This is a genomic window from Amycolatopsis aidingensis, assembly GCF_018885265.1.
GTDB lineage: Bacteria > Actinomycetota > Actinomycetes > Mycobacteriales > Pseudonocardiaceae > Amycolatopsis > Amycolatopsis aidingensis.
Genome location: NZ_CP076538.1, coordinates 5788850 through 5802362, shown reverse-complemented (window position 1 = coordinate 5802362; position 13513 = coordinate 5788850). Strand labels below are relative to the sequence as shown.

13 protein-coding genes are annotated in these 13513 nt (G+C 72.0%); 10 read left to right on the top strand and 3 right to left on the bottom strand.

Annotation, left to right across the window (positions count from 1 at the left end):
• Positions 1-35: 35 nt before the first annotated feature.
• Positions 36-500, bottom strand: a complete 465-nt coding sequence (locus KOI47_RS26440; RefSeq protein ID WP_216208872.1) for a helix-turn-helix domain-containing protein — start codon at positions 498-500, stop codon at positions 36-38.
• A gap of 96 nt (positions 501-596) precedes the next feature.
• On the opposite strand from KOI47_RS26440, the gene KOI47_RS26435 reads away from it, so the two are divergent.
• Genes KOI47_RS26435 through KOI47_RS26410 form a run of 6 tightly spaced genes read left to right on the top strand, consistent with a single transcriptional unit; the run spans position 597 to position 7234 of the window.
• Entirely contained in the window at positions 597-1412 is an 816-nt protein-coding gene (locus tag KOI47_RS26435) for a hydroxypyruvate isomerase family protein (RefSeq protein ID WP_216208869.1), read from the top strand.
• The gene (locus KOI47_RS26430) at positions 1412-2287 is read left to right on the top strand and encodes a 2-hydroxy-3-oxopropionate reductase (RefSeq protein WP_216208866.1); all 876 of its coding nucleotides are present in this window, start codon (positions 1412-1414) and stop codon (positions 2285-2287) included. The genes KOI47_RS26435 and KOI47_RS26430 overlap by 1 nt, the downstream gene beginning before the upstream one ends.
• Positions 2288-2301: 14 nt before the next feature.
• A complete protein-coding gene (gene gcl / locus KOI47_RS26425) occupies positions 2302-3996 on the top strand; it encodes a glyoxylate carboligase (RefSeq protein ID WP_216208862.1) in 1695 nt (564 codons plus the stop codon).
• Between the two features lie 13 nt (positions 3997-4009).
• A complete protein-coding gene (allB, locus tag KOI47_RS26420) occupies positions 4010-5347 on the top strand; it encodes an allantoinase AllB (RefSeq protein WP_216208859.1) in 1338 nt (445 codons plus the stop codon).
• 10 nt (positions 5348-5357) lie between these two features.
• Complete coding sequence (alc, locus tag KOI47_RS26415) at positions 5358-6374, top strand: allantoicase (protein WP_216208856.1); 1017 nt, start codon at positions 5358-5360, stop codon at positions 6372-6374.
• Positions 6375-6376: 2 nt separating this feature from the next.
• Positions 6377-7234 (top strand): aldo/keto reductase, encoded by an 858-nt coding sequence (locus tag KOI47_RS26410; protein ID WP_216208854.1) that lies wholly within the window; start codon positions 6377-6379, stop codon positions 7232-7234.
• On the opposite strand, the gene KOI47_RS26405 is transcribed toward KOI47_RS26410, so the two are convergent.
• Together KOI47_RS26405 and KOI47_RS26400 are read right to left on the bottom strand one after the other, a co-directional pair.
• Positions 7231-7902: a (2Fe-2S)-binding protein gene (locus KOI47_RS26405; RefSeq protein WP_216208851.1), complete on the bottom strand. Its 672-nt coding sequence runs from the start codon at positions 7900-7902 to the stop codon at positions 7231-7233. The genes KOI47_RS26410 and KOI47_RS26405 overlap by 4 nt on opposite strands.
• A gap of 113 nt (positions 7903-8015) precedes the next feature.
• On the bottom strand, positions 8016-8894 hold the full coding sequence (locus KOI47_RS26400) for a putative RNA methyltransferase (RefSeq protein ID WP_216208848.1): 879 nt from the start codon (positions 8892-8894) through the stop codon (positions 8016-8018).
• Positions 8895-9068: 174 nt separating this feature from the next.
• On the opposite strand from KOI47_RS26400, the gene KOI47_RS26395 reads away from it, so the two are divergent.
• The 4 genes from KOI47_RS26395 to KOI47_RS26380 are packed head-to-tail and all read left to right on the top strand — an operon-like array spanning position 9069 to position 13502.
• Positions 9069-10358, top strand: coding sequence for an ammonium transporter (locus tag KOI47_RS26395; protein WP_216208845.1), 1290 nt, complete (start codon positions 9069-9071; stop codon positions 10356-10358).
• Positions 10355-10693: a P-II family nitrogen regulator gene (locus tag KOI47_RS26390; protein WP_216208842.1), complete on the top strand. Its 339-nt coding sequence runs from the start codon at positions 10355-10357 to the stop codon at positions 10691-10693. Before KOI47_RS26395 ends, KOI47_RS26390 begins: the two co-directional genes overlap by 4 nt.
• 8 nt (positions 10694-10701) lie before the next feature.
• The gene (locus tag KOI47_RS26385; protein ID WP_216208840.1) at positions 10702-13083 is read left to right on the top strand and encodes a [protein-PII] uridylyltransferase; all 2382 of its coding nucleotides are present in this window, start codon (positions 10702-10704) and stop codon (positions 13081-13083) included.
• A gap of 56 nt (positions 13084-13139) precedes the next feature.
• Positions 13140-13502 carry a hypothetical protein gene (locus KOI47_RS26380; protein ID WP_216208837.1) on the top strand — a complete coding sequence of 121 codons (363 nt, stop codon included), beginning with the start codon at positions 13140-13142 and terminating at the stop codon, positions 13500-13502.
• Positions 13503-13513 lie beyond the last annotated feature (11 nt).

Genomic DNA, 13513 nt, shown 5'->3' with positions numbered 1-13513 from the left:
AACACTTTGTTGAAAATGATCTTGGTTGCCGGTGACTAGTCCCGGTTCAGGTAGTTGTACACGGTGAACCGGGTGACGCCGAGCGACTCCGCCACCGCGGCCACGGACTTCCGCAGCTGAAACGCCCCGCGCTCGTCCAGCAGCCGGACGGCCCGCTGCTTGCCTGTCCGGTCCAGCTCGGCCAGCGGGCTGCCCAGTTCGGCCTCGACCTCGGCCACGAACCGGTCCAGCACGCTGGGGTGCGCCACGGCGGGGGAAGGCTCGCCCTCCCGGCGCAGGCGCAGCGTCAGCCGGGTTGCGCCCCCGTCCAGTGCCGCCCGCGCGATCGCGGGCAGGGCGTCCAGCACGGCCTCCCGCTCGCCACGGGCGGCCGTGCCGAGCGGCCCGAAATCCGTGGTCAGCCCGGCCATGCTCGCGGCCAGCTCGGCCCGCACCGCGTGTTCCGGCGGTTCGCCCTCGCCGCGGAACGGCTCGCTCGTGAACTCCACTTCCAGCTCCACGCGGGCACGGTATCCCGTTGACGAGACCCAGGCCACACGGCTACTGTCGTTATGTGAAATCAAACTTTCGTATAGTGAAACTACGCGAGGTGCCGGATGAGCGAACCGGGTCATGACCTGCGCTACGACGTGAACCTGTCGATCCTGTTCACCGAGTTACCCCTGCTGCGCAGGCCCGCCGCGGCCAAGGCGCTTGGCTTCGACGCGGTCGAGTTCTGGTGGCCGTTCACCCAGGCGGCCCCCGGCGACAAGGAGGTCACCGAGTTCGCCCGGGCGGTCAACGACGCCGGGGTGGCGCTGGCCGGGTTGAACTTCTTCGCCGGGGACATGGCAGGCGGCGACCGCGGGCTGCTGTCCTGGACCGGAAGGGAGTCCGAGTTCGCCGACAGCGTGGACATCGCGATCGGGCTCGGCGATCAACTGGGTTGCCTGTGCTTCAACGCGTTGTACGGCAACCGGATCGAGGACGTATCGGAGTCCACACAGGACGAACTCGCACTGGTGAACCTGGACCGTGCGGCGACCGCCGCGGCACGGATCGGCGCGCGGGTGGTGCTGGAACCGCTGTCCGGGGCACCCCGGTACCCGCTGCGCACCGTGTCCGACGCGCTGGCGGTCGTGGACAAGGCGGGCCGGGACAACGTGTTCCTGCTCGCCGACCTCTACCACCTCGCGGTCAACTCCGAGGATCTGGACGCGCTGGCCACCGAGCACACCCCGCGCATCGGGCACGTGCAGATCGCCGACGTGCCCGGCCGTAACGAGCCGGGAACGGGCTCGCTGGACCTGCACGGCCACCTCGCCGCACTGGACGGCGCGGGATACCGCGGGTTCGTCGGCCTCGAGTACAAGCCCAGCGGTGCCAGCTCCGAGTCCTTCGGCTGGCTCGCGCACGAGAGAAGGGGACTGTGATGACGAACGTGGGATTCGTCGGGCTCGGCATCATGGGCAGCCCGATGGCCGGGCACCTTGCCGCCGCAGGGCACACCGTGACCGGGTACGACCTCAGCACCGAGCCCGTGGACAAGCTGCGTTCGGTGGGCGGGCAGGCCGCGGGCAGCGTGGCCGACACCGTTGCCGGTGCCGATGTGGTGATCACCATGCTGCCCGACCACCCGCAGGTCGAGCAGGTCGTGCTCGGCACCGGCGGGGTGCTGGAGGCCGCCAAACCGGACACCCTGCTGATCGACATGAGCACGATCCGGCCGGAGACCTCGGTCGAGCTGGCCAAGGTCGGCGCGGAGAAGGGAATCCGGGTGCTGGACGCCCCGGTCTCCGGTGGCGAGGCCGGCGCCAAGCAGGCCGCACTGTCCATCATGGTCGGTGGAGACGCGGCCGACTTCGCCGCGGCGAAGCCGCTTTTCGACTCGCTCGGCAAGACGATCGTGCACGTCGGGCCGCACGGCGCGGGCCAGGTGGTCAAGGCCGCGAACCAGCTGGTGGTCGGCGGGATCTACGGCCTGGTCGGCGAGGCGATCGTGCTGCTGGAGGCCTCCGGGGTGGACGCGGCCACCGGACTGGACGTGCTGGCGGGCGGCCTCGCGGGCAGCCGGATCCTGGAGCTGAAACGCGAGTCGATGGTCGCCCGCCGGTTCGAGCCCGGATTCCGGATCGACCTGCACCACAAGGACATGGGCATCGCGCTGGCCGCCGCGCGCCGGGCCGAGGTATCGCTGCCGATGACCGGCCTGCTCGCCCAGCTCGTCGCGGCGGCGCGGGCGATGGGCAACGGGTCACTGGACCATTCCGCGCTGCTCACCGTGACCGAGCAGCTTTCCGGCCGATAACAGCGGGAGAAATCATGCCGAGAGTTCCGGCCATGCAGGCCGTTGCCGACGTGCTCGCCAGCGAGGGAGTGGACACCGCCTTCGGGTGCCCCGGCGCGGCCATCCTGCCGCTCTACCAGGCACTTCAGGGCAGCGGGATCGAACACCTCGTGGTGCGGCACGAGGAGGGTGCCACGCATATGGCCGACGGCTGGGCACGCACCACAGGGAACGTGGGCGTGGCCATCGGCACCTCCGGCCCAGCGGGCACGAACATGATCACCGGGCTGTACACCGCGCAGGCGGACTCCATCCCGATCCTGTGCATCACCGGCCAGGCGGTGTCGACAAAGCTGCACCAGGAGGCCTTTCAGGCGGTGGACATCGTGGAGATCGCCAAGCCGGTGACCAAATGGGCGGTGCAGGTGAAGGAGGCGGCGCAGGCCCCCTGGATCTTCCGGGAGGCATTCCGGATCGCCCGCTCCGGCCGCCCCGGCCCCGTCCTCATCGACCTCCCCCTCGACGTGCAGAAACAGGACATCGAATGGGACGCGGGCATCGACGCGCCGTTGCCGGTGCCCGCGGTGCTTCCGCATCCGGCCAGGGTGGAACGCGCGCTGGACCTGCTGCTGGCCGCGCAGCGGCCGCTGCTGCTGGCCGGCGGTGGCGTGGTGCTCGGCGAGGCGAGCGAGCAACTACGCGCGGTGGCCGAGCGGCTCGGCATCCCGGTGGGGGTGACCCTGATGGGCAAGGGCACCTTCCCAGAGGATCACGAGCTGTTCGCCGGGATGGCGGGCATCCAGACCTCGCAGCGCTGGGCCAACGCCGCCTTCCTCGAGTCCGATCTGGTGCTGGCACTGGGCGCCCGGTTCGGCGACCGGCACACCGGGGCACTGGAGGTCTACCGGGGCGAGCGCAGGTTCATCCACGTGGACATCGAGCCGACCCAGATCGGCAGGGTCTTCGGCCCGGACCTGGGCATCGTCTCCGACACCGGGGCCTTCCTAACCGAGCTGCTCGCCGTGGCACAGCGCCGCGCGGCACCGCGAGCGGGCGAGGCCTGGGTGCACCGGCTGACCGAGCTGAAGCGGGAACTGCCCCGCCGGGCGGATTTCGACCAGGCACCGATCAAGGCGCCCAGGGTGTTCGCCGAGATCAACGACACCTACGGCGAGGACACCTACTTCGTCACCGCGATCGGGCTGTACCAGATCTGGTCCGGGCAGTTCCAGCGCGCGCACAAGCCGCGGCACTACCAGGTGTGCGGGCAGGCAGGCCCGCTCGGCTGGGAGATCCCGGCGGCCATCGGGGTGAAGAAGGCGCGCCCGGACGCCGAGGTGGTCGGCGTGGTCGGCGACTACTCCTTCCAGTTCCTGGTGGAGGAGCTTGCCGTGGCCGCCCAGTACGATGTGCCGTTCGTGCTGATCATGCTGAACAACGAGTACCTCGGGCTGATCCGGCAGGCCGAGCTCGGGTACGGGATGAACTACCAGGTGGACATCCACTACGACAGCTACGGCACGGACAATGTCAAGATCATGCAGGCCTACGGCTGCTCGGGCACCCGGGTGCTGGAGGCGGCCGACATCCGGCCCTCGCTGGAATGGGCCCGCAAGGAGGCCGAGCGCACCAGCCGCCCGGTGCTGGTGGAGATCATGATCGAGCGCGAGGCCAACGCCGCGATGGGAACGGCTTTGGACAACGTGGTCGAGTTCGATCCGGTCACATGATTGAGTAGATCGTGTGACGGAACTTGACTTGGTCTTCAGGGCGCGGCGGGCGGTTACCACGGAAGGCGAAACCGCCTGCACGGTCGGTGTCGCGGGTGGGCGGATCGTGGCCGTGGAACCGTTCGACGCGGAGCTCACCGGGACCCGCGTGGTCGAACTCGGCCGCGACGCCGTCCTGCTGCCCGGGCTGGTGGACACCCACGTGCACGTCAACGACCCCGGCAGGCAGGAGTGGGAAGGTTTCGCGACGGCGACGAGGGCCGCGGCCGCGGGTGGGGTCACCACCATCATCGACATGCCGCTGAACAGCCTGCCCCCCACCGTGGACCCCGCCGCACTGGGCGTGAAGCGGGCGGCCGCGGACGGCGCGGTGCACGTGGACGTCGGCTTCTGGGGCGGCGCGATCCCCGGCAAGCTGGACCAGCTCGCCGGGCTGCACGAGGCGGGGGTGTTCGGGTTCAAATGTTTCACCGTGGACTCCGGGGTCGAGGAGTTCCCGCCGCTGGAGGGCGCCGAGCTCGCCGAGGCCTTCCGGATCGCCGCCGGGCTGGACGCGCAGATGCTGGTGCACGCCGAGGACCACGGCGAGATCGACAAGGCACCCGCCGCGCAGGGCGACCGCTACGCCGACTTCCTGCGCTCCCGCCCGGCCGCGGCCGAGGACCAGGCGATCGCACGGGTGGCCGAGCTGGCCGCCTCCAGCGGAGCCAGGACGCATGTCCTGCACCTGGCATCGGCCGGCGCGCTCGGCACGATCGCCGAGGCAAGGCGGGCCGGGGCACCGTTGACCGTGGAGACCTGCCCGCACTACCTGAGTTTCACCGCGGAGGAGATCCCGGACGGGGCCACCCAGTTCAAGTGCTGCCCGCCGATCCGTGAGGCGGCCAACCGGGAGCTGCTGTGGCGGGCCCTGGCGGGCGGCGTGATCGACAGCGTGGTCAGTGACCACTCGCCGTGCACCGCCGAGCTCAAGTGCTTCGGCACCGGCGACTTCGGCAAGGCCTGGGGCGGTATCGCCAGCCTGCAGCTCGGCCTGCCCGCGGTGTGGACCCAGGCCCGGCAGCGCGGTTTCGGCCTCACCGACGTGGTGCGCTGGATGGCCGAGGGGCCTGCGCGGCAGGTCGGCCTGCGGCACAAGGGGCGGATCGCTCCCGGGCTGGACGCGGACTTCTGCGTGTTCGCGCCGGACGAGGCCTTCCTGGTGGACGCCACCGCGCTGCACCACCGCAACCCGGTGACCGCCTACCACGGCAGGCCACTGGCCGGGGTAGTGCGCGGCACCTGGCTGCGCGGGACCGAGGTCACCGGGGAACGGCCGCATGGCGACCTGCTGCGGCGGACCAGACACTAGAGAGGTGCGGATGAGCGAACGTCCGGAGTGGACACGGGAACCCGATCTGGCGTCCAGGCGGTTCGGCGGAACCGTGATGTGGGCCAGTGATGAGCTGTTCGCGGAGAAGGAGAACCTGGTCAACCCGTGGACCCCGCGGCACCAGCCGGAGACCTTCGGGCCCAGGGGGCAGGTCTACGACGGCTGGGAGACCCGGCGCCGCAGGGACACCGGCGCGGACCAGGCCGTGCTGCGGCTGGGGATGCCCGGGGTGATCGCGGGTGTGGTGGTGGACACCGCGTACTTCAAGGGCAACTACCCGCCGTTCGTCTCGGTGGAGGCCTGCGCCGTCGCGGGCTATCCGGACGCCGCGGAGCTCACCGGATGGGAGACCCTGGTGGACCGGGCCCCGGTCTCCGGGGACACCGAGAACCTGTTCCCGGTCACGGTGGATCGCCGCTACACCCACGTGCGGCTGACCATGCACCCGGACGGCGGCGTCGCCCGGCTGCGGGTGCACGGCACCCCGGTGCCCGATCCAGGGCTGCTGGATCCGGACGCGCTGGACCTGGCGGCACTGGAGCACGGCGGCCGGATCGTCGGATGCAGCGACATGTTCTACTCCGCTCCGGACAACCTGCTCGCCCCCGGCCTCGCCGCGCACCAGGCCGAGGGCTGGGAGACCGCGCGCAGGCGGGACGACGGCAACGACTGGGCGATCGTGCGGCTGGCCGGGGCCGGGGTGGTGCGCTTCGCCGAACTGGACACCAGCAACCTGCGCGGCAACGCGCCGGGCTGGGCGGCGCTGCGCGGATCGGTGCATCCGGAGGACCCGGACTCCTGGTTCGACCTGCTGCCCCGCACCCGGCTGCAACCGGACACCCGGCACCGCTTCGCCATCCCGCATTCCCGGGAGGCCACCCACGTCCGGCTGGACATCTACCCGGACGGCGGGATGGCACGGCTGCGGCTGGTCGGCGGCCTCACCGAACACGGCCGCGCGCGGCTCACCGCCCGCTACGCGGCAGGCGACCCAGGAAGGAGCTGACGATGACCGACCAGGCAGGCGCCGCATCCGGCGGGACGTTCCGGCTCGGCGGGGATCTCCCGGTGCACCGCATGGGCTTCGGCGCGATGCGGATCACCGGCGCGGGGGTGTGGGGCCCGCCGGCCGACCGCACGAACGCGATCGCCGTGCTCCGCCGCGCGGTCGAGCTCGGGGTCAACCTGATCGACACCGCCGACTCCTACGGGCCGCACGTCAGCGAGGAGCTGATCCGGGAGGCCCTGCACCCCTACCCGGCCGACCTGGTGATCGCCACCAAGGGCGGGCTGCTGCGCACCGGCCCGTCCGAGTGGATCCCGCTCGGCAAGCCCGCCTACCTGCGGCAGCAGGTCGAGATGAGCCTGCGCAGGCTGGAGCTGGAGCGGATCGACCTCTACCAACTGCACCGGGTGGACCCGGACTACCCGCTTGCCGACCAGGTCGGCGAGCTCAAACAGCTGCAGCAGGAAGGCAAGATCCGGCATATCGGCCTGTCCGAGGTGACCGTCGAGCAGCTCGAACAGGCGCGCGGCATCGCCGAGATCGTCAGCGTGCAGAACATGTACAACCTGACCGACCGGGGCCATGAACAGGTGCTCGACTACGCCACCGAGCATGGCCTCGGCTTCATCCCGTGGTTCCCGGTCGCCACCGGGGAGCTGGCCAGGCCGGGCGGGGTGCTGGACACCGCGAGCAAGGAACACGGCGCCGCGCCCGCGCAGCTCGCCCTTGCCTGGCTGCTGCACCGGTCGCCGGTCATGCTGCCGATCCCCGGTACCTCCTCGGTGCAGCACCTCGAGGAGAACGTCGCGGCCGCGGAGCTGACCCTCTCCGCGGATCAGTACGCCCAGCTGGCCGGCTAGCCGAGCAGCTCGTGCAGGCGCCGGGTGCGCTCGGCGGGCGGCTGGCGCGGGCAACTGGTGCACTTCTCCCCGCCGGTGGCCTCGTAGATCAGGCAGCAGGAGCTGCGCCGCAGCACCCTGCTGCGGCCCACCTCCAGATAGCGCGGCGTGGGGATCCGGTGTCCGATCGCCGCCGCCAGCGGTGCGGCGAACCGGGTGCCCAGCTCCGGATCACCCGCCGCGCCTCCGGCCCACAGCAGCCGGTTGCCGATCGAGTCGGCCGCGATGGCCCACAGCGCGCGGGTGGCGGCGCCGGTCAGCGCGGAGATCGCCCGCACAACGGGCTCGATCGTCGCGGCGAGGGCGGCGCCAAGGTCGGTGAGGTCAGCACCGAGCACCCTGGCCGCGGTCGCCCCGGCGAACCGGCCGTCCGGATGCAGGTGGAAGGTGGTCTCGGCGAGGCCGGGATGCAGGGCCGTCCCGGCCAGCACCAGGGACTCCAGCGCGGGCGCGACCAGTACCGAGGACGCCGAGTACCAGCGCACGGTGCCGAGGGCCCGGTCGTCTGCCTGCCCGTACAGGCGCGCGCCCCGCCGCAGGTCCGCGCGCAGCCACTCGGGGTCGGTGAGCACGGTCGCGGGCACCTCGTGCAGCGCGGGGCCCGCCACGCTGCCGGTGTGCTGCGGCATCCTGGCCGCGATCCGCCGGTAAACCTCGTCCGGGCTGATGGCCTACCTTCCCTTCCGTCCCGGCGGGCAGGGCGCCCGCCGCACTCGCGGTCCACCCGCACGGTAGCTCAGTGTCAAGCTCGGGCCGCGATCCTCGGTAGGTAGACCGACACCTCGAAGGCGGTGGTGACGCCGATCGGCTCGGTGAGCTCGCCGAGGCGATCGGCGAGCCCGTCCCGGTGCAGGTGATGCGCGTTGGGCCCCATCAGCACCGCTCGCCGGGCGTCCGCGGGATCGAGCAGCACCCTGCCGCCGTGGCTGGTCCGCTCGGCCAGGGCGAAGTACCCGGCCAGCGCGGTGTCCAGCCGGTCCAGCTTGTCCTCGTCCACGGCCAGCAGCCCGAGCAACCGCGCCAGCTCGGCGAGGTGGTCCGGCCCCGGGGAGACCACCAGCAGCGCGCCGTCCGGCCGCAGCACCCGGTGGAACTCGGCGGGGTTGCGCGGGGCGAACACGTTCAGCAGCAGGTCGGCGACGCCGTCGCCGAGCGGCCACTCCCGCCACAGGTTCCACACGGCCGCGCCGGCCCGCGGATGCGCCCGCGCGGCCCGGCGCAGCGCCGGGGCCGAGACGTCCAGTGCCAGGCCGGTGGCGCCCGGCGCCGCGTCCAGCACCCGCGCGAGGTAGTAGCCGGTGCCCCCGCCCGCGTCCAGCACGAGGCCGTCCCCGAGCAGGTCCGCCGCCCGGTCGACGAGCAGCCCGGCCAGTTCGGCATAGTGCCCCGCGGCCAGGAACTCCGCCCGCGCCGCGACCATCTCCGTGGTGTCCGCGGTGCCCGCGTCCACCTTGGCATGCAGCAGGTTCACGTAGCCCTGCTTGGCCACGTCGAAGGAGTGCCGGTTCGGGCAGCGAACCGCGCGCTCACCTGCGGAAAGCCGCTCCCGGCACACCGAGCAGCGCAGCGCGCGCAGTACGGCGGAGGGCAGCGGCGGCACCCCGGCTCCGGTCGCGTTCATGGCCCTATTCGACCATGACGTTTCGGTAACGGACGAAACGACGGCCTGCGGAGAAACCTACCCGTAACACCGGTGACCCCGTGGTTCACAGGGCCGAAACGGCGCACGTCATTCCGCGCAACACGCATTTCCCATGCTTTCCGCCAATCGCAGCAGTCGGCTGAAGGAGGAAGCGTGGAAGGGAACACGGCCTGGTTGCTCACCAGCGCCGCCCTGGTGTTGCTGATGACCCCGGGACTGGCGTTCTTCTACGGCGGCATGGTGCGCTCCAAGAGCGTGCTGAACATGCTCATGATGTGTTTCGGCGCGATCGGGCTCATCGGGGTGCTGTGGATGCTCTACGGCTACTCGATGGCCTACGGCAGTGATATCGCAGGCCTGCTGGGCAACCCGTTCGACTTCGTCGGGTTGAGCGGCCTGATGACCCCGGATGGCGACCCGACCGCGGGCAGCGTGGACGTCGCGTTCCAGGCGATGTTCGCGATCATCACGGTGGCCCTGATCTCAGGCGGGGTCGCCGACCGGATGAAGTTCAGCTCCTGGCTCGTCTTCGGCGGGCTGTGGGCGACCCTGGTCTACTTCCCGGTCGCGCACTGGGTGTGGGGCGACGGCGGCTGGATCGGCGAGATGGGCGCGCTGGACTTCGCCGGTGGCACCGCGGTGCACATCAACGCCGGTGCCGCGGCACTCGGCCTGGTGCTGGTGCTGGGCAAGCGGGTCGGCTGGCCGCGGGAGCCGATGAAGCCGCACAACCTGCCGTTCGTGATGCTCGGCGCGGGCCTGCTGTGGTTCGGCTGGTTCGGCTTCAACGCCGGTTCCGCCTACGCCGCCGACGGGATCGCGGGCATCGCGTTCGTGAACACCCTGACCGCCACCTGCGCGGCCATGCTGGGCTGGCTGTTGCTGGAGCGGATCCGGGACGGGCACGCCACCAGCCTCGGCGCCGCCTCCGGTGTGGTGGCTGGCCTGGTCGCGATCACCCCGGCCTGCGCCTTCGTGGACACCTGGGGCGCGCTGGCGATCGGCGCCGTCGCGGGCTTCCTGTGCGCGCTGGCCGTCGGGCTGAAGTACCGCCTCGGCTACGACGACTCGCTGGACGTCGTCGGCGTGCACCTCGTCGGTGGCCTCGTCGGCACCGTGATGCTCGGCTTCGTCGCCACCACCAGCGTCAACGCCGATGGCGCCGACGCGCTGTTCTACGGCGGTGGCGCCGGGCTGCTCGGCACGCAGGTGATCAGCGCCGTGGTGGTGATGATCTACTCCGCGGTGGTCGCCGCGCTGCTCGGCCTGATCATCAGGGTGACGATGGGTGCCAGGGTGTCCACTGAGGACGAGACCACCGGCATCGACGAGGCCGAGCACGCCGAGACGGCCTACGAGTTCGGCGGCGCCCGCGGCCGGGGCGTCACATCCGGCGCCGGTGTCTCCGGTGCCGCGAAGAGGCTGGAGGAGAGCAAGTCATGAAGCTGATCACAGCGATCGTCAAGCCGTTCACCCTCGACGACGTGCGCTCGGCCCTGGAACAGCTCGGCGTGCTCGGCATGACGGTGAGCGAGGTGCAAGGCTACGGGCGGCAGAAGGGCCACACCGAGGTCTACCGCGGCGCCGAGTACGCCGTGGACTTCGTAGCCAAGCTGCGGGTCGAGGTGGTGACCGACGACACCGCGGTGGAGAAGGTCATCGAGGCGATCACGAACGCGGCGCACACCGGCAAGATCGGCGACGGCAAGGTCTGGGTGACGCCGGTGGAGACGGTGATCAGGGTGCGTACCGGCGAGCGCGGCACCGACGCACTGTAGGTGCGGCCGTGGCGCAGGGGGCAGACCCCCGGCATGGGGGTGAACAGGACGCCGGGGGGCTGGTCGAGGCGACCGAGAGGTTGCTGGATGGCAGGCACCGGCACGGCAGGCCCGCAGCGGCCGCGCTGCGGGTGGCGCTGGTCGACCTGTACGAGTTCTGGCTGAGCAGGGCCGCCGCGGCGGCCGGTGTGGACACCGCGAAACCCGGTGTCGCGCTGGTCGCCGTCGGCGGACTCGGCAGGCGGGAGCTCGTCCCGTTCTCCGACCTCGACCTGGTGCTGCTGCACGAGGGCAATCCCGGGGTCGCCGAACTGGCCGACACGCTCTGGTACCCGCTGTGGGATGCCAAGGTGGGGCTGGACCACGCCGTGCGGACTCCGGCCGAGGCGTTGCGGGTGGCCGCCGAGGATCTGCGCACCGCGCTCGGTCTGCTGGACGCCCGGCACCTGGCTGGCGATCAGGAGCTGACCGCGCGGCTGGTCACCGCGGCGAAGGACCAGTGGCGCCGCACCGCGCGCAAGCGCCTGCCGGAGTGGGCGGAGGCGGCGCGGCACCGCTGGGAGCGCAGCGGCGAGATCGCCCAGTCGGCCGAACCCGACCTCAAACACGGCCGGGGCGGGCTGCGCGACCTCGGCCTGCTGGACGCGGTCGCCGCCGCCCAGCTGGCCGACCGGCCCGGCGAGGAACTGCTCGCCGCCAGGGAGCTGCTGCTGGACGTGCGTACCGAACTGCGCAGGGAGCTGCGCAGGGACCGGGACGTGCTGGACGCCCCGGATGCCGCCAGGGTCGCCCCGGTACTGGACTTCGCCGACCGCTTCGCCATGGCCCGCGAGCTGTCCGGGGCGGCGCGGGCCGTTGCCTACGCGGTGGACACGGCGCTGCGGTCCGCGGCGGACCCGCCGAGAACCCGGTTCGGCAGGCGGCCCACCCGCGTCCCGCTGGACGAGGGCGTTGTGCTGCACGGCAACGAGGTCTCGCTGGCCCGCGGCGCGGTCCCCGCTCGTGATCCGGCGCTGCTGCTGCGGGTCGCGGCGGCCTCGGCCCGCTCAGGGCACCCGATCGCGGTGGGCACCCTGCGCACCCTGGCGGACTCCGCACCGGAACTGCGCACGCCGTGGCCGCAGGGGGCGCGGCAGGCACTGACCGCCCTGCTCGGTGCGGGGGAGGGACTGGTGGAGGCCGTCGAGGCGCTGGACCGGACCGGCCTGTGGTCGCGGCTGTTCCCGGAATGGGGCGCCGTTCGCGACCTTCCGCCAAGGGAACCGGTACATGCCTGGACCGTGGACCGGCATCTGGTGCGCACCTGCGTGGCGGCGGCCTCGCTGGCCACCACCGTGTCCCGGCCGGACCTGCTGCTGCTCGGTGCGCTGCTGCACGATATCGGCAAGGGCAGGAAGGCCGACCATTCCGAGCTCGGCGCCGCCATCGCCGCACAGGTCGCCGCCCGCATTGGTCTGTCCGATGTGGACGCCAAGCTGGTGACCGGGATGGTGCGGCACCACCTGCTGCTACCGCACACCGCCACCAGGCGGGACATCGGCGATCCGGAGACCGTCGGCAGGGTGGCAGGCACCCTCGACACGGCCGTGGGCGGTGAGAGCGCCGTGCTGCTGGAGCTGCTGCACGCGCTCACCAGGGCCGACTCCCTGGCCACCGGGCCGGGGGTGTGGACCGAGTGGAAGGCGGGCCTGCTGGCCGAGCTGACCGGCCGGTGCGCGCGGCTGCTGCGCGGTCACGGGTTCACCCAGCCCGATCCGGTGGATGAGATCCAGCGCGAGCTGGTGGCCACCGCGGTGCGCTCCGGCACGGGGCAGATGCTGCTCAGCTCCGAGGGCAATGTGGCCACCGTGGTGCTTGCCGTGCCCGCGCACGCCGAACTGCTCGCCCCGGCGGCCGGGGTACTCGCGCTGCATTCGCTCGAGGTGCACGAGGCGGTGCTGCGCAGCCACGACGGCGGCCATGTCGGTGTCTTCACCGCCTCGCCCAGGTTCGGTTCCCTGCCCGACCTGACCCTGCTGCGCGAGCGGTTCGCCAGGGCGGTGGCAGGCGGGCTGGGCCTGGCAAGACAGCTGGCGGCCAAGGAACGCGACTATGGCTCGGCTGGCTCGGCAGGCTCAGCGAGCCCGGCCCACCCGAAGGTGCTGTGGTTCGACGAGGAGGCCAGCGGCGCCAGCACCGTGGTGCTCGAGCTGCGCGCCCCGGACCGGATCGGGCTGCTGTACCGGGTGGCCGTGGCGCTGCGGGCCTGCGCGGCCGAGGTGCGCTGGGCCAAGGTGGCCACGCTCGGCGGCGCCGTTGTCGACTCCTTCGCCGTCTCGCCGCGGGACGGCACGCTGGATGCGGCCTGGCGGGACCGGGTGGAGAAGGCGGTGCTCGCCGCGGCGGTCTGAGTGCTGCCCGGGGTGTCGCGCGAACGCCGCACGCGGGCGATGGCAGGATGTCCGCCATGCCCGAGACAGCGTCGGCTCTTCCCGCCACCGTCGTCGCGGCGCACCTGGAGGCCTGCGCCGCCGAACTCGCCGCGGGCGCCTCCGGGCGGCGACCGGGTTCCGGCGTTGGCGACGTCGCCGAGCTCGCCGAGGTACTACGGCTGCTGGTCGCCGGGCAGCGCCACCTCTCCGGCGCACTGGCCGGGCTGGCCGAGCGGGTGCGGGACGGGGACGACTCCCGGCCACCGGAACAGGACGCGCTCGCCGAGGTGCTGTGCGCGGCGGCCGAGGCCGCGGGGTACTCCGCCGACGCGCTGGCCGAAGGCGAGGTTCCGCTCGGCAGGTTGCTGCGAATGGACGACGAGGACACCCGTTTGTAGCTGTCGGCGCC

Excerpts from the sequence above, each read along its gene's own strand:
- KOI47_RS26435 (WP_216208869.1), top strand. The coding sequence starts at position 597 with ATGAGCGAACCGGGTCATGACCTGCGCTACGACGTGAACCTGTCGATC.
- KOI47_RS26430 (WP_216208866.1), top strand. The coding sequence starts at position 1,412 with ATGACGAACGTGGGATTCGTCGGGCTCGGCATCATGGGCAGCCCGATG.
- gcl (WP_216208862.1), top strand. The coding sequence starts at position 2,302 with ATGCCGAGAGTTCCGGCCATGCAGGCCGTTGCCGACGTGCTCGCCAGC.
- alc (WP_216208856.1), top strand. The coding sequence starts at position 5,358 with ATGAGCGAACGTCCGGAGTGGACACGGGAACCCGATCTGGCGTCCAGG.
- KOI47_RS26410 (WP_216208854.1), top strand. The coding sequence starts at position 6,377 with ATGACCGACCAGGCAGGCGCCGCATCCGGCGGGACGTTCCGGCTCGGC.
- KOI47_RS26405 (WP_216208851.1), bottom strand. The coding sequence starts at position 7,902 with ATGCCGCAGCACACCGGCAGCGTGGCGGGCCCCGCGCTGCACGAGGTG.
- KOI47_RS26400 (WP_216208848.1), bottom strand. The coding sequence starts at position 8,894 with ATGAACGCGACCGGAGCCGGGGTGCCGCCGCTGCCCTCCGCCGTACTG.
- KOI47_RS26390 (WP_216208842.1), top strand. The coding sequence starts at position 10,355 with ATGAAGCTGATCACAGCGATCGTCAAGCCGTTCACCCTCGACGACGTG.
- KOI47_RS26380 (WP_216208837.1), top strand. The coding sequence starts at position 13,140 with ATGCCCGAGACAGCGTCGGCTCTTCCCGCCACCGTCGTCGCGGCGCAC.